The following is an 18,070-nucleotide window of genomic DNA, read 5'->3' on the forward strand; positions in this document are numbered from 1 at the left end:
AACACCTCGATCAGCTACTCCGGAGTCCTCGATGACGCCTGTGCCCGCCCGTCGCCTCACCGCCGGTCTCGCAACCGCCGTGCTCGGTCTCGGCTGCCTGTCCGCCGTCGCCCTCGACGCGACCCCGGCATTCGCCGCCACCCCGAACGCTGGCCCCGTGCCCGTCACTGCGGCGGCCGCCATTCCCGCGGTCCGCACCGCCATCCCGGTCGGTGCCACCGTCACCACCGGTGACGACGCAGGACCCGGCTCCTTGCGCGAGGCGGTCGCGGCCACCCAAGGCACCGGCCTGGCGATCAGCATCGACCCCGGCGTGCCGGTCCTCACCCTCAGCTCACCGCTGGTCGCCGACGGTGACATCACCCTGATCGGCGCGGGAAGCTCCCTCACCACCCTCACCGGCACCGTCGACCTCGGGCTCAGCGTCACAGCCGGTTCAGCGCTGACCGTGAGCGGCCTGACCCTGGGGGACATCGGGTTGGGCTACACCGCAGCGAGCTCGGTACACCTCACCGATGTCACCTACCGCGTCGCGGAGGGCAGTTACCACTCTGCCTCGTTCGAATCGATCTCCGGCGATGTCGTCCTGGACGGCGTCGTCATCCCCGACACCGTGTCCCTCACCGTCAGCCAGCTCGGCGGGGACCTGATCATCCGGAACAGCACCCTGAGCCCCTCGCTGGTGTACGGATACCGGTTCGACGGGGACATCGTCATCGAGGACACCACCCTGTCCGCTGCCGCCGACTCGAATGCCGCCGTCTGGCTGGAGGACATCTCCGGCAATGTGCGCATCGCTGGCGTCCGGCAGACCGGTCCTGCGGGGATGTCCTTCTTCCGGGTCAACGGCAACGTCGCAATCTCCGACGTCACCGTCGAGAACGACAGCCAGGGCGTCGCCCGGGGCCCGGTGCTGGGTGAGATCGCCGGATCAGTCACGGTCGATCGCCTGCATGTGAGCGGCCTGTTCATGGAGGGTCTGGCCGTCAACGGCATCAGCGCCGGAGCAGCCGCGCAGACGCTATCCATCACCGATTCCAGCTTCGTCGCCCCGCCCAGCGAATCCGGAATCCGTTCCTCCGGCATTGTCACCAACTTCTTCGGGCTCGGCGGGGTCGAGATGCGGGGAATCCGGGCCGAGGGCACCGCCGTCGGCATCAGCGTGGTCGGTCTCGGTCGCAACGATGAGGGCCTGCCGGCTGGTCCCGCCGTGTTCGAGGACATCTCGATCACCGGCTCCCGTAGCGACAGTTACACGACCGGCCTCCTGGTGGACGACGCCTTCGGAGACGTCACCGTGCGCACCAGCACCATCACGGAGGTCAGCAGCCCCGTGATCGTCAGCGGCACACCGACCGAGGGGTCCCGTCTGAGCGTCACCGACAGCGTGCTGTCCACCGTGGACGGCCCCCAGGGCCTGTCCGCACTGAATGTGCGCAGCGCGGCCTTCGCCGAGACCACCGTCTCCGGCTCGCACCTGAGCGGGTCAGGTGAGAGCACCCTGAGCATCGACAACGCGGGCTACTCACGCACCGGCATCGACGGCTCCGTGCTGATCGAGAACACCACCGTCGCCCTCGGGTCCTCCGTCGAATGGGCCTCCGCCGCCGCGATCGAGCTGGCCACCGACGCGGACAGCACCGTGGTGAACACGACCGTGGTCGCCCGCGAGCCGAGCGACGCAGCCCTGATCAGCCACCGGTCGAGCAACGCCGGACCCTTGTCCGTGGCCTACACGACCGTGGTGGGGGGCAACGCCGTCTCCAGTGAGACCACCGGCGAGGTCACCATCGACGCCTCCGTCCTGGACGGCACCGGCCTGATCACCACGAGCCCCAACGCCCACGTCACCCGCTCGGCGCTGACCGGCGAGGTCGGCGATCTCACCGGTGTGACAGTCGACGATGCCACCCTCGGCGGCGTGGACCCGACCCTCGCGCTCGGCCCGCTCCAGGACAACGGCGGTGCCACCCCGACCATGGCCCCCCTGCCCGGCAGCCCTCTGATCGACTCCGCCGGAGCCCGCACCGAGGTCACCACCGACCAGCGCGGTGTTGCCCGGCCCGCTTCCAGCACTGACATCGGAGCGGTCGAGATCGAGCCCGGCACCGTCACGATCACCCCCGAGGTCACCGTGGACGGTGGCACCACCGCCGTCCTCACCCTCACCCGAACCGGAGCCGACACCGACACCTACCCCCTGGACGTCGCGCTCACGGCCCCGGACGGCACCGCCGTGCTCGGCACCCACTACCTGTCGCCCACTGAGACCATCACCTTCCCGGCCGGCGTGACCACCATCGAGATCGCGATCGACACGCTCGCCGTCACCGACGGTGCGGACACCTGGTTCACCGTGCGGGCGACCACCCCGAGCGGGCAGTCCGCGGACGGCACCGTCACGATCCACCAGGCCGCCTCGACCGGTGGCGAAGGCCCGTCCGTGATCGACCCGCCGGCCAGCGGCGAGGGACCGGACCCCGTCGACCCCCCGCAGAACCAGACCCCGGCCCCGACCCCGGCCCCGACCCCGGAGGACGAGACCGCGAGCGCCGAGCCAGCCGTACGCTCCGGCGTCCTGGCCGTCACCGGCCGCACCGTTCTGCCTCTGGCCCTCGGGGCACTGGCACTCACCGCCCTCGGTGGCGCACTGCTCCGCCTGCGGGCACGCCGCTCCACGCACTGAGCACCTGATCGTCGTCCGGCCCGCGCCGGTCGACACGAGTGGGCCCCGTCGCACGTCGACGGGGCCCACTCGTCTTCTGTCCCGTGAGCGTGGAACCCTGGGCCCCGATCGGACGTTCACCCGTCGACGGAAAGGACGATCGTGCACCTCAGCTCCCTCCCCCACCCGCAGGCTCAGCGATGAGCGGCACCGCGCTGACCGCTCAGGACGTGTGGGCCGGCTACGGGGGCGCCCCCGTCCTCGCCGGCATCGATCTCAGCATTGCCCCCGGGGAGACCGTCGGGCTGATCGGGCGTTCCGGTGCCGGGAAGTCCACGCTGATCCAGGTGCTACTCGGCTTGAATAAGCCCACGCAGGGCCGCGCGACCTACGGCGGTCGGACCGTCACCCGGCTCTCCCGGAAAGAGAAGAAGGGCTTCCGCGCCACAGTTCGGGCCGTCCATCAGGAGGGGCTGTCCGGCGCTGACCCGCGGATGACCGTCGAGCGACTGCTGCTCAACACCCTCGGCGACGCCCGCAAGGCTGGACTCGCCACCGGTCAGCAGCCCGAGGACGTGCTCGCCACCGTCGGCATGGAACCCCGGTTCCTGACCCGGACCCTCCAGTCACTCTCCGGCGGAGAACGTCAGCGAGTCGTGCTCGCCAACGCACTCGCCACCCGTCCGGAGATCCTGATCCTCGATGAACCCGCCACCGCCCTCGACCTCGCCCTGCGCGACACCGTCACCGACCGGATCGCCGAGCTGACCAACGCCGGTGTCGGCCTGCTCGTCGTCTCGCACGACCTGCGCATGGTCGACCGCCTCACCGCGACCACCCACGTCCTCGCCGAGGGCCGGATCGTCGAGAGCGGACCAGTGCGACACCTCATGGCCGACCCGCAGCACGCGGAGACCCGCGCCCTGGCCGAAGCCCTGCCCGACGCCATCGGCGGACTGCGCTAGCAACCCTGAGGATCCACCCCGGGGTCCCGCACACTGCACGCCCCTACTCTGGCGACCCCACCGCCGGCGTCGAGTCCCGCACCATCAGCTCACCGTCGAGGACGACCGTCCGCCCCACCTCACCGGCGAGCGACAACGCCACCGCCTCCCGACCGGCCTCCACCAGCGGCAACCGGACCGTCGTCAACGACGGCGTGACCTCCGCCGCGCCCGGATTGTCATCAAACCCGGCCACCGCCACCTGCTCCGGCACCGACACCCCCGCCCGACGCAGCACCGCCATCGCACCGAACGCCGCCTGATCCGTGATCGCGAACACCAGCGGTACCCCGGCACCCGCCTCCGCCGACAGCACCCCCGACGCCAGCACCTCGGCCATCGCCTGCTCCCCCGCCTCCCGGGTCGGCTCCGGCATCCGCTGCACGGTCACCACCTCACCGCCCACCACAGCCAATGTCTCGACAAACCCCGCCAGACGCTCCGCACCCCGACCCGGACGCTCCGGCCCCGCCAACACCACGAACCGCCGATACCCCAACGCGTGCAGCTCCAACGCCAACCGGGACGCACTGCGATGGTCGGCGACATCCACCCCACTCGTCCCCGGCATACTCGCCCCGATCAACGCCGCCGAACCCCCAGCCGCCAGATACGACTCCAACGCCCGCAACGAGGCCATGTCCGCCTCCTGGTTGCCCGTGGCAGCCCCCACCAGCACCATCGCGCGCACCCGCTGCCGCGCCAGCGCGTCGATCACCGTCGCCTCCCGGCCCGGCACCTCCCGCGTACTGGCCAGCGTCACACTCAACCCAGCCTCATCCGCGGCAGCACTCACCCCCGACGTGATCGCCCCGAACAACGGGTCCGACACATCCGCCACCACCAAGCCGATCGCGTTCGTCCGGCCCCGCGCCATCGCCTGAGCCACCCCGTCCGGCGCATACCGGAGCTTGTCCGCCGCAGCCCGCACCCGGCGCGCCAACTCCGGCCCCACCGTGCGGGTCGCGCTGCCATTGAGCGCACGAGAGGCGGTGGCGAGGGAGACACCGGCCTCGCGTGCAACATCGCTGAGCGTCACAGGGCGTGGCATGACACCGACGGTAGGCCCATTCCCAGCGGAGAGACAGCGCAGATCGGGGTGGTTGCACCCGGATGAGTCGCCAGTCACATGAGTAGCGGGGTGGGGTGATGGGTGGCGAGAAGTGAAGGAAAATCGGGTGGGGGGCGGGTATTGTTGCTGGTCAGGAAGTGTCCGTTCCCCGCGTGCGGGGATGAGCCCCAAGGGAGCCGGACCAGCCCGCGCCGATCCGCTCGGAAACGGCGTCCGTTCCCCGCGTCGGGGGTGAGCCCCGAGCGAGCTGACCTCGCGGCAGGAGGGTGGAGGCCGCCCCCCGCGTGCGGGGCACCCGGCCTGTCCTGCAACACCGCCCGACAGCGCGAGGAGTCTCGTCAGACCCGCCGAACGATACCCACCGCCTGTCCACAAACTGAGGGCCGGAACTCCGCATGGAGTTCCGGCCCTCAGCGTCGAATCGTCACGCAGGCATGAGCCCCGTGCCCCCGTCACCCGAGGACGCGATGGGCGGTGCCGGCGGCACGTCGGTGCCGGAGGCCGGGTTGCTGGACGAGGTCGCGCCCACGGAGACCGGCTCCTTGGCCCGGGGGCCACGGTCCTCGCCGCGGAAGGTGAACTCGCCGAGCAGGCCTTCGCCTTCGGCGTCCACGATGACCTGCTGGCCGGAGTGCAGCTCGCCGAACAGGATCTTCTCGGACAGGACGTCCTCGATCTCCCGCTGGAGTGCGCGGCGCAGCGGCCGGGCGCCGAGCACCGGGTCGTAGCCCTTCTCGCTCAGCAGGGTCTTGGCGGCCTCGGTCAGCTCGATGCCCATGTCCTTGTCGCGCAGGCGGGCGTCCAGCTTGGCGACCATGAGATCGACGATCTGGAAGATCTCCGGCTGCGAGAGCTGCGGGAAGACGACCACGTCGTCGACGCGGTTGAGGAACTCCGGGCGGAAGTGGGTCTTCAGCTCGTCGTTCACCTTCGCCTTCATCCGCTCGTAGGAGGTGGACAGGTCGCCACCGGCCTGGAATCCGGTCTGCACGCCCTTGGCGATGTCCCGGGTGCCGAGGTTGGTGGTCATGATGATGACGGTGTTCTTGAAGTCGACCACCCGACCCTGCGAGTCGGTCAGGCGACCGTCCTCGAGGATCTGCAGCAGCGAGTTGAAGATGTCCGGGTGAGCCTTCTCGACCTCGTCGAACAGGACCACCGAGAACGGCCGACGACGCACCTTCTCGGTGAGCTGACCGCCCTCGTCGTAGCCGACGTAGCCGGGGGGCGAACCGAACAGCCGCGACACGGTGTGCTTCTCGGAGAACTCGGACATGTCGAGCTGGATCAGCGCGTCCTCGTCCCCGAACAGGAACTCGGCGAGCGCCTTGGCCAGCTCGGTCTTCCCAACACCGGTCGGCCCGGCGAAGATGAACGAACCACCCGGGCGCTTCGGGTCCTTCAGGCCCGCACGGGTCCGGCGGATCGCCTGCGACAGCGCCTTGATCGCGGCGTCCTGCCCGACCACACGCTTGTGCAGCTCGTCCTCCATCTTGAGCAGACGGCTGGACTCCTCCTCGGTCAGCTTGAACACCGGGATGCCGGTGGCCAGCGCCAGGACCTCGGCAATCAGCTCCTCGTCGACCTCGGCCACGGCGTCCAGGTCACCGGACTTCCAGGCCTTCTCCTTTTCCTGGCGCTTGAGCCCGAGCTGCTTCTCCTCGTCGCGCAGACGCGCGGCCTTCTCGAAGTCCTGCTCGTCGATCGCCGACTCCTTGTCGCGACGGGTATCGGCGATCTGCTCGTCCAACTCCTTGAGCTCCGGCGGTGCGGTCATCCGGCGGATACGCAGTCGAGCACCGGCCTCGTCCACCAGGTCGATGGCCTTGTCCGGCAGGAACCGGTCGTTGACGTAGCGGTCCGCCAGGGTGGCGGCGGCGACCAGGGCACCGTCGGTGATGGACACCCGGTGGTGCGCCTCGTAGCGGTCGCGCAGGCCCTTGAGGATCTCGATGGCGTGCGCCAGCGACGGCTCAGCGACCTGGATCGGCTGGAACCGGCGCTCCAGTGCGGCGTCCTTCTCGATGTACTTGCGGTACTCGTCGAGGGTGGTCGCACCGATGGTCTGGAGTTCACCGCGGGCCAGCATCGGCTTGAGGATGCTGGCGGCGTCGATCGCGCCCTCGGCGGCACCCGCACCCACCAGGGTGTGGATCTCGTCGATGAACAGGATGATGTCGCCGCGGGTGCGGATCTCCTTGAGCACCTTCTTCAGGCGCTCCTCAAAGTCACCGCGGTACCGGGAACCGGCGACCAGCGCACCGAGGTCCAGCGTGTACAGCTGCTTGTCCTTCAGCGTCTCCGGCACGTCACCACGGACGATGTCCTGGGCGAGGCCCTCGACGACCGCGGTCTTACCGACGCCGGGCTCACCGATCAGCACCGGGTTGTTCTTGGTGCGGCGGGACAGCACCTGCATGACCCGCTCGATCTCCTTCTCGCGCCCGATGACCGGGTCGAGCTTGCCCTCACGGGCGGCCTGGGTCAGGTTGCGACCAAACTGGTCGAGCACCGCGGAACCGGAGGGCTGACCCTCCTGCGGGCCGCCGGCAGCGACCGGCTCCTTGCCCTGGTAACCGGACAGCAACTGGATGACCTGCTGGCGCACCCGGTTCAGGTCGGCACCGAGCTTGGTCAGCACCTGGGCGGCGACACCCTCGCCCTCACGGATCAGGCCGAGCAGGATGTGCTCGGTGCCGATGTAGTTGTGGCCGAGCTGCAAGGCCTCGCGCAGCGACAGCTCCAGGACCTTTTTGGCGCGGGGGGTGAACGGGATGTGCCCGCTCGGAGCCTGCTGGCCCTCCCCGATGATCTCCTGCACCTGCGCGCGCACAGCGTCCAGCGAGATGTTCAGGGACTCGAGCGCCTTGGCGGCGACACCCTCCCCCTCGTGGATCAGGCCCAGGAGGATGTGCTCGGTCCCGATGTAGTTGTGGTTGAGCATCCGCGCCTCTTCCTGGGCGAGGACGACCACCCGACGGGCACGGTCGGTGAATCTCTCGAACATGTGCACTCCTCACGAGCGGCGTCCCCGGAGGGCCGGACAGGTGCTGGCCGGACACACCGAGGGCTGGCGTTGTTCGATGCTAACGGCGGGGGTGGGGCTGGGCGTCCCGTGTTCGCCGCTGGCGTGATGCGGGTCAGCCGCTGCCGTCCGCCCTCCGTCAGAACCCGCAGTAAGGAGTACGTGGGATCGAACTGGCCGATCCCCTCGTGACTGCCTGTGGCACAGTGCTCATCAGCACAAGGTGAAGCCGCTCATCCGACGCACAAAAACCCCGCCCGTTTGATCGACTCCATCAGGAGTTACAGGGACGGTTCCGGGGTGTTGTCATCAGGGTATGAGGGCAGGCATGGCAGTCGATGTCAACGACCGTGACGAGTTCGACCTGCTGAGCGCGCGCTTCAGCGCTGCACGCTTGGCGCACTACCTCGAGGATCGCGCGACCGAGCTCGACATCTGGAACACCCAGGTCGCCGGTGCCCTGCTGACCGACATCGGATACGTCGAAGTAACGCTGAGAAACACTCTAGATCAAGCACTGGCCGTGCGACACGAGTCCCGCGGCCTACCGGGCACGTGGCTGGACGACCCTGTGGGGGGAGCTCGGGCGCGACCGACATGGTTCCGGACGTCACGACCGGCAATATCGCGACATCGATAGCGCCCTGGGCCGTGGGCTGTGCCGCCACCGCTCGTGTGTCTGCCCATCAGGTCGCGCCCTCCCGACCTTGCCTGGGTGGTCCCGAATCGAATCTCGTACTCGATCTTCTTCGGCGGGCGGGGAACCAGCTCGCCCTTTTTCGCGGCGGCCACGGTTACGGGCGCTCAACCGGCTCATCGAGCCATTCGAGGTCGGTCGACCCCAGGCCCGCAGCTAAGGCCGTAGCGGTCTGCTTCCACGACATCAGCTCCGCGAGAGCCAGGTGCGGCTGGTCGACCGCGAACGATGCTCGTGCAGCATCCACGAGGTCCTGAGCGCAGCGCGCCCGATGCGTCTCCGACAGGGCGAGCATCCACGGGAAGGTCTTTGACATCCGTGAGGCCAGGGTGCCGGCGTCCTGGGTCGTGACCGTGATCAGCTGAGCCACGAGGTTCAGCAGGCGGGCACGGCTTTCGGGCTCACGCCGTGACATGAGCACCAGCGACTCCCCCGTCGCGCCGAGTGACCGTCACCGGGCGCTCCTCGGCCTCAGCGAAGACCTGCGCCGAGTGCTTACGTTGTGTTGCTCATGCACCCACGGCATTCCGAACACGTTCCGACGTCCAAGCGGTGCAGGCCCGGCGACCTCCACGGGGTGTGCGGACCGGCGCGCTGCGAGCACGGTCCAGTAACGATCCGATTCGGTCCCCTCAGTTCGGCGGCGCGACGTGACAGGCCAGACACGTTGACCGGTTCGAAACTGGTTGTGAATCGGTCGAGGTTTCTGGGGCCCCCCGCAGCGCACCGGTTCCGGACCTCGCTCCGGTATCGGGCAGACCTGGCCAGCAACAGAGCGGAGCATCCAATCCGAAGGTCGACGTCGCCAGCCCACACCGTCCCGGCTTTGATCAGATCCTGGCGAGTCAGGCGTTGGAACGGCGGTGGATCACGGACGTGTACGGATGCGGCCTGTTGGGCAGGTCGCTGTCGTCGCGGGCGACTCGCCACCAGTACTCAGAATGGACGTCGGGTCCGATGTACTCAAAGAGCCCCACCAGCCCTAGAAGCGCGGTCGGCGAGTCCGCCAAGAAGTCCCATCCGTCACGCTCAGCGCCATAGCACTCGCGCTGAGCGTCCCGCCACACCTGAAACCCCTTCCGGCGCAGAACTTCGATCGCGGACGCCTCGACATTCGAGTACTCGGACAAGGCTGGCAAGTCGATACCTCCACATCTAGCCATGGGATCGGGATCGAGCGTCCGCCCGGGCCGATGGTAGGCCTCCCGCTCAGACCCCTAGAGCAAGCACCCCAGGTCGCGGCACCTCGGGTTCAGCGAACGTGCTTGTGGCAACCTACAACGGTCCGGAACTGATCGTTTCCGGGTCGCTCCGCGGCGGGGCACGTGACCAGCCCGACACGCCGAGATCCACCGTCCCGCAACCCTGTCCCGAATCCGGATCCGTGCCGGTAGCGTTTTCGGGGACGAGCGGTGGCTGACGGTGAAGATTGGGTACGCGCGGGTCTCGCGGACGGATCAGAACCCGGCAGCGCAGGAAAGTGAGCGGCTTGGCCGGAGTGCAGGAGTCCGTGGTCCGTTTCCCGCGTGCGGGGGTGAGTCCCGGCTCCTAAGTGGCCTCGCCTCGGCCATCCCCGGACCACCAGCCCCCCCGTCGAGCTGACATGGATCCCCCCGCGCGAGGTATCCGCACACTCCCGCCCACACACCTGCGGCCCGACACCCCACCGGGCGCCGGGCCGCAGCCGTTGCAGGCCTCAGTCCGCGTCCAGATCCCGCGACAGCATCGCCACCAACTCGTCCAGCACCGCCTCCGCCCCCTCCGCATCAGACGCCAGCTCGACAGTCTCCCCGTGCTTCACCCCGAGCCCCATCACCATCAGCAGGCTGGTGGCGTTGACCGGGTTGCCGCCCTCCTTCGCGATGGTGACCGGAATCCCGTGCCCCTGCACCGCGCGGGTAAAGAGGGAGGCGGGGCGGGCGTGGAGTCCGACCGAGGAGGCGACGGCGACCTGACGAGTGGCCATGGGTGTTCCTTCCGAAGCGGGTATGGGGGTTCGAGTGTCAGTCGAGTTGCTCGCCGTTGGAGGTCACGACGCGCCGGTACCAGTGGTAGCTGTCCTTGATCAGCCGCTTGCCGGTGCCGTTGCCGTAATCGTCCAGGTCGACGTAGACGAACCCGTAGCGCTTACCCGTCTCGCTGGAAGAGCAGCTGACGATGTCGATGGGCCCCCAGGGGAAGAAGCCGATCATCTCGACGCCGTCGCGGATGGCGTCACGGGTGGCCCGGATGTGCTCGCGCAGGTAGTCGATCCGGTAGTCGTCGCTGTTCGTGCATCAGTCATCGGTGCCGAGTCCGGAGGCCGCGGTGTCTCGGTTGTGCCAGCGGATGACCGCACACGGCTACGTCAACGAGTTGTGGGAGCAGCGCTCGTCGACGGCCTTCGGGGAGCAGTTCGCCGTCCCGCACTCGCTGTACATGGATGCCGCGCGCACCGGCATCGCGGTGCTAGTCACGGACGAGGCGATCCCCTGGGGAGAACGCGGAGTCCGACTCGTCCTCCTGGTCGCGGTCAGCTCCGCCCAGCGCACACTGTTCCGGGACGCACTGGACCAGCTGATCGGAGTACTCAGCGACCCGGCCGCGGTGCAGACTCTGGTGGACCGGGCAGACTCCCATCCGGGCTTCGTCCAGGCGTTGTCGGAGCTGCTGGACGGCTGATCAGGGCGTCGGCTGCGTGACCCGCCGAACCAACTCCACCAGCGCCGCCCGCTCGGCTTCGGCATCCCGCTCGGTCCGCCCGGTGACCAACCGGACCATTTGTGGCGCGGTGAACCACCAGGAGGACAGCGCGAGCACGGCGGTGAGCACGACCTGCGCATCCAACGTGTCATGCCCGGCGGTGGCGATGGCCGTCACCTTGTCCTGATAGGCACCCAGTCGCTGGTCAGGCAGCAGCTGTCCGTCATCGGCGAGTCCTTCCCAGGCCATCAGTCGGAGCAGGTGGGGGTGCCCGTGGTGGTAGTCGTACACCGCCCCCGCGTAGGCCCCGAGGTCCTCGGCGAGCTCGGGGGTCAGCGGGACGGATTGGGCCAGACGGTCGAGCTCGTGCGCCAGCACCGCGTCGAACAGCTTGTGCTTGTTGCCGAAGTACGAGTAGATCCGCTCCTTGTTCACCCCGGCCGCGGCGGCGACGCGGTCGATGCGAGCGCCTGCGGGTCCATGCTCAGCGAACTCGGTGACTGCCGCGTCCAACAGGCGTGCTCGGGTGCGCTCTGTGTCCCATGCCATACGACAAACTCCAACTACTCGTTTGGATATTGCGCGAATCGGTGTGAGAGTACAACCAACCGGTTGGAGATCGACTCTGACACGAACCCAGGAGTGCACCATGACCATGACCACCGCCGAGGCCACCGGCGCCCTGCTCCAGCACTATGGTGCCGGGGAGCTCGACGCCCTGATGGACCTGTTCGCCGACACCGTCGACCTGGACGTTCCTGGCGCACCGCACGTGCCGTGGACCGGAGCCCGCAGTGACAAGGCCGGTGCCCGTGCGTTCTTCGACCTGCTGATCAACGGAGGCCTGACCGAGCCGGAGGCCTTCGACGTGCACCACATCGTGGTGGACGGAGACCAGGCGGTCGTCCTCGGCCGCAGCCGGTTCCGCGTCACCAGCACCGGACGATCCTTCGACAACCCGTTCGCGATCCACGTCACCGTGCAGGACGGCAAGGTCGTGCGCTATCACATGCACGAGGAGAGCTACGCGATCGCCGAGGCCTTCGACCGCTGAGCCGCATGGCGCGCGGGTGGCGGTCGTCCCGACGCGACGATCGCCACCTGCGCCCCGACACGCCGGACACCCCGGTTCGATTCCACGACCCGCACCCGCACGATCATCGGTCAGCGGGACGAAGGTCCCCGTCAACCCCCCATGTTGTGTTGCGAATCTTCTCCGGGCACAACATCTAGTGGGCGGGCGTCGGACCCGCAGGAGAGGGATGACCGGGGATGACCGCCGTGGAGACCGACCGCATGCAGACCCTCGAGCAGGCCAGCCTGACGGTGCGCAAGCGCGATGGTCGGTCCCTGCCCTATGACGACAGCCGGATCGCCGCCGCGCTGCGTAAGGCGTTCATCGAGGTGCATGGTGAGGTCTCCCCGCTGCACGAGCTGATGCTCACCGATCTGGTCGAGCAGGCCCGCACTGAGCTGGCCACCCGCTTCACCGGCGAGGTGAAGATCTACGAGATCCAGAACGTGGTCGAGCACATCCTGTTGGAGTCGCACGAGTACGCGGTGGCGCAGGCGTACATCGACTACCGGGTGCAGCGCGACCTCGCTCGCAGTCGCGCCCTGGACGTCAACCACTCGGTCGGTCAGCTGATCGGCAAGGACCAGACGGTCGTCAACGAGAACGCCAACAAGGACAGCGACGTCTTCAACACTCAGCGTGACCTGACCGCGGGTGCGGTGGGTAAGGCGATCGGTCTGCGGATGCTGCCCCCGCACGTGGCGAATGCGCACGCCAAGGGCGACATCCACTACCACGACCTCGATTACCACCCCTACGCGCCGATGACGAACTGCTGCCTGATCGACTTCCGGACGATGCTGGCCGACGGCTTCCGGATCGGGAACGCGCAGGTCGACCCGCCCCGCTCGATCCAGACCGCGACTGCGCAGATCTCGCAGATCATCGCGAATGTGTCGTCCAGCCAGTACGGCGGTTGCTCGGTGAACCGAATCGACGAGCTGCTCGCCCCCTACGCGGAGCGGAACTTCGCGAAGCACCTGGCCGACGCCGAGCGCTGGATCGACGACGGGGCCCGGCGTGAGGAGTACGCGCGAGAGAAGACCAGCAAAGACATCTACGACGCGATGCAGTCGTTGGAGTACGAGATCAACACCCTGTTCACCTCGAACGGGCAGACCCCGTTCACCTCGGTGGGCTTCGGGCTGGGGACCGGGTGGTTCGAGCGGGAGATCCAGCGCGCGATCCTCCAGATCCGGATCCTCGGACTGGGCAAGGAGCGGCGCACCGCGATCTTCCCGAAGCTGATCTTCACCCTGCGCCGGGGCGTGAACCTCGACTCCACCGACCCGAACTACGACATCAAGCAGCTCGCCGTCGAGTGCGCCACCAAGCGGATGTACCCGGACATCCTCAGCTACGACAAGATCGTCGAGATCACCGGCTCGTTCAAGGTGCCGATGGGCTGCCGCTCCTTCCTCCAGGGCTGGACCGACGAGGACGGCCAGGACGTGGTCGAGGGCCGGATGAACCTCGGGGTGGTCACCCTGAACATCCCGAGGATCGCCCTGGAGACCCGCGGCGACATGGACGCGTTCTGGACCCTGCTGGAGCAGCGGTTGGAGACGGTGCACGACGCCCTGCTGTTCCGGGTGGAACGCTGCAAGGAGGCCGTCCCGGCGAATGCTCCGATCCTGTACGTGCACGGCGCCTTCGGCCAGCGACTGGCACCGGACGACGACGTGGACGCCCTGTTCCGGGGCGGCCGGGCCACCGTCTCCCTCGGCTACATCGGGCTGTACGAGGCTGCGGCGGCGTTCTTCGGCGGTGAGTGGGAGGGCGACCCGCAGGCCAAGGAGTTCACCCTGCGGATCCTGCGCACGCTGAACGCCCGCGCCAAGGAGTGGACCGCGCAGCACGGCTACCAGTTCAGCGTCTACTCCACCCCGTCCGAGTCGCTGACCGACCGGTTCTGCCGCCTGGACACCAAGAAATTCGGCTCGGTGCCGGACATCACCGACAAGGACTACTACACCAACTCCTTCCACTACGACGTGCGCAAGGCCCCGACCCCGTTCGAGAAGTTGGACTTTGAGGCGGAGTACCCGGCCTACGCCTCCGGCGGGTTCATCCACTACTGCGAGTACCCCGTGCTGCAGCAGAACCCCAAGGCACTGGAAGCGGTCTGGGACTACGCCTACGACCGGGTCGGCTACCTCGGCACCAACACCCCCATCGACCACTGCCTGGAGTGCGACTTCTCCGGCGACTTCACCCCCACCGAGCGCGGATTCGCCTGCCCGTCCTGCGGCAACACCGACCCGCGCACCTGCGACGTGGTGAAGCGGACCTGTGGCTACCTGGGCAACCCGCAGCAGCGTCCGATGGTGCACGGTCGCCACGTGGAGATCTCCTCCCGGGTCAAGCACATGGCGGGCAGCACCGGCTCGGTCCCCGACGCCTCATGACCCGCGACCCGCGCCCGGACTGGACCGCTGCCCGGCTCAGCCAGCGCCGGGTCGCCGACTACAAACCCTTCGTGATGGTGGACGGCGAGGGAGTGCGCTGCTCGCTGTACGTGAGCGGTTGCCCCTTCGCCTGCGACGGCTGCTTCAACGAGGCGGCATGGAGCTTCCGCTACGGCACTCCCTACGACGACGAGCTCGCCGACCGGATCGCCACCGACCTGCGGCACTCCGCGGTCCAGGGGCTCTCCCTGCTCGGCGGTGAACCGTTCCTCAACACCCAGGTCTGCCTGGACGTGGTCGGTCGACTCCGCGCGGAACACGGCCGGAACAAGGACGTGTGGTGCTGGACCGGCTACACCCTGGAGGAACTGCTGGCCGAGGGCGGCGACAAGGCAGAGCTGCTGGCCGACGTCGACGTGCTGGTCGACGGACGGTTCGAGCTGGCGCAGCGCGACCTGACCCTGGCGTTCCGGGGCAGCCGCAACCAGCGGGTGCTGGACGTGCCCGCCTCACTGGCCGCGGGGCACGCAGTGGAGTGGTCGGGTGGGTTGCGAGTGGCACAGGAGGCGGAGCAGATCGACCGACGGGTGATGATCTGACCCCACCGGAACCCCTCACCACTCCCGCTCGTTCAGCCCGCATGACCCAGCCCGCCCCCGACGGCCTCGCCGGCGAACTCGACGCCGCCGAGCGTTCCCCGCTGCTGCACCGGATGTCCGCGCTGCGGGCGAGGCTGCACCGCCGCCGGGCGACCCGGCTGCTCTACCGCGCGCTGGTCACCGCCGTCGGGGTCACGCTGGTCGCGGTGGGTGTGCTGCTCTTGGTGCTGCCGGGGCCGGGCTGGCTGATGATCTTCCTGGGGCTGGGGGTGCTCGGCACCGAGTTCCCCGCGATCCGGCGGATGACCGACCGGTTCAAGGCGCGGGTGCTGCGGGTCTGGCGTCGCTGGCGGGCGCGTCGGGCGTAGCGCTCAGTGCAGCCCAGCCGCCTTCGCCCAGGCCACCGCCTCGGCGCGGCTGGACACGCCGATCTTCCGGTAGATCGACCGCACCTGGGTCTTCACCGTGTTCCGGCTGACGAAGAGTCGTCGGCCGATGTCCTCCAGCGTGATCGCCTCACTCAACTCGGCGAGCACTACCCGCTCGCGGACGCTCAGCGGGTCGCCGTGGGTCGCCTCGCAGCGGGCGATGTCGAGGTCGAGGGCGGTCATGGTTCCTCCGTACGGGTGATCGATGCGTGACGGCGTCGTGCCGTGTCAGAGGTTCGGACCACGCCCCTGGGCGGATGGGCGCATCACCCAGCCGGGCTACCCGTCGCGCCTCACCGGATGAGCGCGCGGCCGACGATCCGGGCCGCCACGCCCGACCGCGCCACCTCCGCCAAACCGTGGCCGCGGTCACGCCACTCGTGCCTCGTGGCACTCATTCGCCACCGTGTTCTCACTCAGATCCACGGATCTGACTCAACTCCCACTGCACCCTGACATGAGGTCGCCCCGACGGAGGGGCGCATCCCTCAAATTCGGGAAGTAGAGACATATGCCGAGGACGTCTGCGTCCGCCCTGCGCACGGGCGGTCTCATCGCCCTGATCATCGCCGCGCTGACCGCCTGGTGGGTGGTCCCCCCGGCCGCCGCTGCCGAGGGCGATCCGCTCACCATCGAGACGGGCCGCTGGTCCAGCGACCGCCACTGGGCCAACCTGATCACGACGAGCGAGTTCCGACTGGTCAACCACACCGACACCACCTACGAGGACGTCTACGTCTCTTGGGAATCGGCCACCGGTGACGTCGGGATGCGGGTCGCCACCGAGGCCCAGCCGAGCTGGTACAACCCGGACTGCACCCAGCCCGGCGGCAACGGCACCACGATCCTCTGCGGACCGTTCACCGTCCCGGCCAACGACACCTACTCCTTCGAGATGGGCGTCGCATCGGGCAGCGAGTTCCTGCTCGAGCACGGCCGGGTGAACGAGGATTTGACCGCACAGATCTCCTCCGAGGCGGCCAGTTTCACCAGCACGCCCGAGGTGACGTGGAGCTTCGCACTGTACAGCGACATCTACATGCAGACCGGTCTGCGCCTGATGAATCCGGGCAGCAACCCGACCACGATTGTCCCCGGCCTCGGGAACTACACCGTGAACAGCCCCCAGGACAAGGAGCTGCACTGGGTGCTGAACAACCAGGGCTCTACCAGCATCGCCAACGGGGTCTCCACCCTGGAGCTGCCCGCCGGGTTGACCGCGACGACCATGCCGGAGAACTGCTCGGCGTCCGGGTCGACCGTGACCTGCCAGTGGCCGTACATCGGTGCGTACTCCACGACCACGCAGGTGTTCGGCGTGCGCGTCGACCCCGGACTGCCGGTGGGCACCAAGATCGTCATCGACGCCGACGACTTCTCCCTTGAGGTCACCAGCCCCCACGAGTCCCCGAACGCTCTCGGCGTGCTCACCGACCGCTGGACGGCGAGCCCGATCTCCACGCCGTACACCCTCACCGTCGTGTACGAGGAGCCCACCACGGACTTGGCGATCTCCCACAGTGCCCTCACCGATGACGTCGTCGTCGGAGAGACCGTGAGCCTGCCGATTAGCATCAACGTCCTGGACGACACCCTCGGTGCCCAGGGTGTCACCGCCCGGATCGAGGTCTCCGGCGCGACCGACATCAGCACGACGCTGGCCGGCTGCGAGGTGACTGGCACCGTCATCACCTGCGCGCTCGATGACATGGAGCCCGGCGCACAGCTGACCGGGACCGTCGATGTGACCGTGGCCGACGTCGACCAGCTGACCCTGTCGGCCTCCACGACGACCAGCACGCTCGACCGCAATGTGCGCAACAACACCGTGTCGGCCAGCTACCCGGTGGTCGCCGCCCCGGTGGAGCCCGAGCCGACCCCGGAGCCCACCACGGAGCCGACGACCGAGCCGACGCCGGAACCCACCACCGAGCCGACCTCGGAGCCGACCTCGGAGCCGACGACCGAGCCCACCACGGAGCCCACGCCGGAGCCCACGCCGGAGCCGACGCCGGAGCCCACCACGGAGCCGGAACCGACCCCCGAGCCGACAACGGAGCCCACGACCGAGCCGACGCCGGAGCCGACGACCGAGCCCACCACGGAGCCCACGCCGGAACCGACGACCGAGCCCACCACGGAGCCGACCATCGAGCCGACTGTTGAGCCCACGGTCGCCCCGACCACGGACCCGACGCCGACCGCGCAGCCCACGGAGCCGACCCCGGGTCCGACCACTGGCGAGACCCCTCACCACCCGGAGCCCCCGGCCGCCCCGGTGGACACCGATCCGCTCGCCACGACCGGTACCACCACCTGGCCGCTCCTCCTGACCGGCGGCGGTCTCCTGATCGCCGGTGCGGCGGCCCTGCTGATCGGGCGTCGGAAGACGCACTGATCTGAGCCCGACGATGA

Annotated in this window: 15 protein-coding genes and 1 pseudogene; 7 read left to right on the forward strand and 9 right to left on the reverse strand. The window is 68.7% G+C overall.

What is annotated here, in order from left to right; all coding sequences use genetic code 11:
- The first annotated feature begins 31 nt into the window (after nucleotides 1–31).
- Both AB0N78_RS12275 and AB0N78_RS12280 read left to right on the forward strand, forming a co-directional pair.
- Nucleotides 32–2,686 (forward strand): choice-of-anchor Q domain-containing protein, encoded by a 2,655-nt coding sequence (locus AB0N78_RS12275; protein ID WP_363390447.1) that lies wholly within the window; start codon nucleotides 32–34, stop codon nucleotides 2,684–2,686.
- A 179-nt stretch (nucleotides 2,687–2,865) separates the two neighbouring features.
- Entirely contained in the window at nucleotides 2,866–3,630 is a 765-nt protein-coding gene (locus AB0N78_RS12280) for an ATP-binding cassette domain-containing protein (protein ID WP_363390450.1), read from the forward strand.
- A gap of 43 nt (nucleotides 3,631–3,673) precedes the next feature.
- On the opposite strand, the gene AB0N78_RS12285 is transcribed toward AB0N78_RS12280, so the two are convergent.
- From AB0N78_RS12285 to AB0N78_RS12310, 6 genes and pseudogenes are all read right to left on the reverse strand, one after another.
- Complete coding sequence (locus AB0N78_RS12285; RefSeq protein WP_363390453.1) at nucleotides 3,674–4,720, reverse strand: LacI family DNA-binding transcriptional regulator; 1,047 nt, start codon at nucleotides 4,718–4,720, stop codon at nucleotides 3,674–3,676.
- Nucleotides 4,721–5,165: 445 nt separating this feature from the next.
- Entirely contained in the window at nucleotides 5,166–7,748 is a 2,583-nt protein-coding gene (locus AB0N78_RS12290) for an ATP-dependent Clp protease ATP-binding subunit (protein ID WP_363390455.1), read from the reverse strand.
- A gap of 812 nt (nucleotides 7,749–8,560) precedes the next feature.
- Nucleotides 8,561–8,833 carry a hypothetical protein gene (locus tag AB0N78_RS12295; RefSeq protein WP_363390458.1) on the reverse strand — a complete coding sequence of 91 codons (273 nt, stop codon included), beginning with the start codon at nucleotides 8,831–8,833 and terminating at the stop codon, nucleotides 8,561–8,563.
- 475 nt (nucleotides 8,834–9,308) lie between these two features.
- Complete coding sequence (locus AB0N78_RS12300) at nucleotides 9,309–9,602, reverse strand: hypothetical protein (protein ID WP_363390461.1); 294 nt, start codon at nucleotides 9,600–9,602, stop codon at nucleotides 9,309–9,311.
- A 557-nt stretch (nucleotides 9,603–10,159) separates the two neighbouring features.
- Nucleotides 10,160–10,429 (reverse strand): HPr family phosphocarrier protein, encoded by a 270-nt coding sequence (locus AB0N78_RS12305; protein ID WP_363390464.1) that lies wholly within the window; start codon nucleotides 10,427–10,429, stop codon nucleotides 10,160–10,162.
- 37 nt (nucleotides 10,430–10,466) lie between these two features.
- Nucleotides 10,467–10,718 (reverse strand): annotated as a pseudogene (locus tag AB0N78_RS12310) (family 1 glycosylhydrolase); the annotation flags it as partial.
- Between the two features lie 16 nt (nucleotides 10,719–10,734).
- Between AB0N78_RS12310 and AB0N78_RS12315 the strand changes: the two are divergent.
- Nucleotides 10,735–11,124: a PTS sugar transporter subunit IIA gene (locus tag AB0N78_RS12315; RefSeq protein WP_363390467.1), complete on the forward strand. Its 390-nt coding sequence runs from the start codon at nucleotides 10,735–10,737 to the stop codon at nucleotides 11,122–11,124.
- On the opposite strand, the gene AB0N78_RS12320 is transcribed toward AB0N78_RS12315, so the two are convergent.
- Entirely contained in the window at nucleotides 11,125–11,694 is a 570-nt protein-coding gene (locus AB0N78_RS12320; protein WP_363390470.1) for a TetR family transcriptional regulator, read from the reverse strand.
- A gap of 100 nt (nucleotides 11,695–11,794) precedes the next feature.
- Between AB0N78_RS12320 and AB0N78_RS12325 the strand changes: the two genes are divergently transcribed.
- The 4 genes from AB0N78_RS12325 to AB0N78_RS12340 all read left to right on the forward strand — a co-directional run bounded on the left by AB0N78_RS12325 (nucleotide 11,795) and on the right by AB0N78_RS12340 (nucleotide 15,595).
- Nucleotides 11,795–12,199, forward strand: a complete 405-nt coding sequence (locus AB0N78_RS12325; RefSeq protein WP_363390473.1) for a nuclear transport factor 2 family protein — start codon at nucleotides 11,795–11,797, stop codon at nucleotides 12,197–12,199.
- Between the two features lie 218 nt (nucleotides 12,200–12,417).
- The gene (gene nrdD, locus AB0N78_RS12330) at nucleotides 12,418–14,628 is read left to right on the forward strand and encodes an anaerobic ribonucleoside-triphosphate reductase (RefSeq protein ID WP_363390476.1); all 2,211 of its coding nucleotides are present in this window, start codon (nucleotides 12,418–12,420) and stop codon (nucleotides 14,626–14,628) included.
- Nucleotides 14,625–15,227 (forward strand): anaerobic ribonucleoside-triphosphate reductase activating protein, encoded by a 603-nt coding sequence (nrdG, locus tag AB0N78_RS12335; protein ID WP_363390479.1) that lies wholly within the window; start codon nucleotides 14,625–14,627, stop codon nucleotides 15,225–15,227. The genes nrdD and nrdG overlap by 4 nt, the downstream gene beginning before the upstream one ends.
- A 41-nt stretch (nucleotides 15,228–15,268) precedes the next feature.
- A complete protein-coding gene (locus AB0N78_RS12340; RefSeq protein ID WP_363390482.1) occupies nucleotides 15,269–15,595 on the forward strand; it encodes a PGPGW domain-containing protein in 327 nt (108 codons plus the stop codon).
- Between the two features lie 3 nt (nucleotides 15,596–15,598).
- On the opposite strand, the gene AB0N78_RS12345 is transcribed toward AB0N78_RS12340, so the two are convergent.
- Together AB0N78_RS12345 and AB0N78_RS12350 are read right to left on the reverse strand one after the other, a co-directional pair.
- Nucleotides 15,599–15,838, reverse strand: coding sequence for a helix-turn-helix transcriptional regulator (locus AB0N78_RS12345; protein ID WP_363390485.1), 240 nt, complete (start codon nucleotides 15,836–15,838; stop codon nucleotides 15,599–15,601).
- A 1,656-nt stretch (nucleotides 15,839–17,494) separates the two neighbouring features.
- On the reverse strand, nucleotides 17,495–17,806 hold the full coding sequence (locus AB0N78_RS12350; protein WP_363391457.1) for a hypothetical protein: 312 nt from the start codon (nucleotides 17,804–17,806) through the stop codon (nucleotides 17,495–17,497).
- Between the last annotated feature and the right edge of the window lie 264 nt (nucleotides 17,807–18,070).

The sequence above is a fragment of the Cellulomonas sp. NPDC089187 genome (assembly GCF_040685135.1).
GTDB lineage: Bacteria > Actinomycetota > Actinomycetes > Actinomycetales > Cellulomonadaceae > Cellulomonas.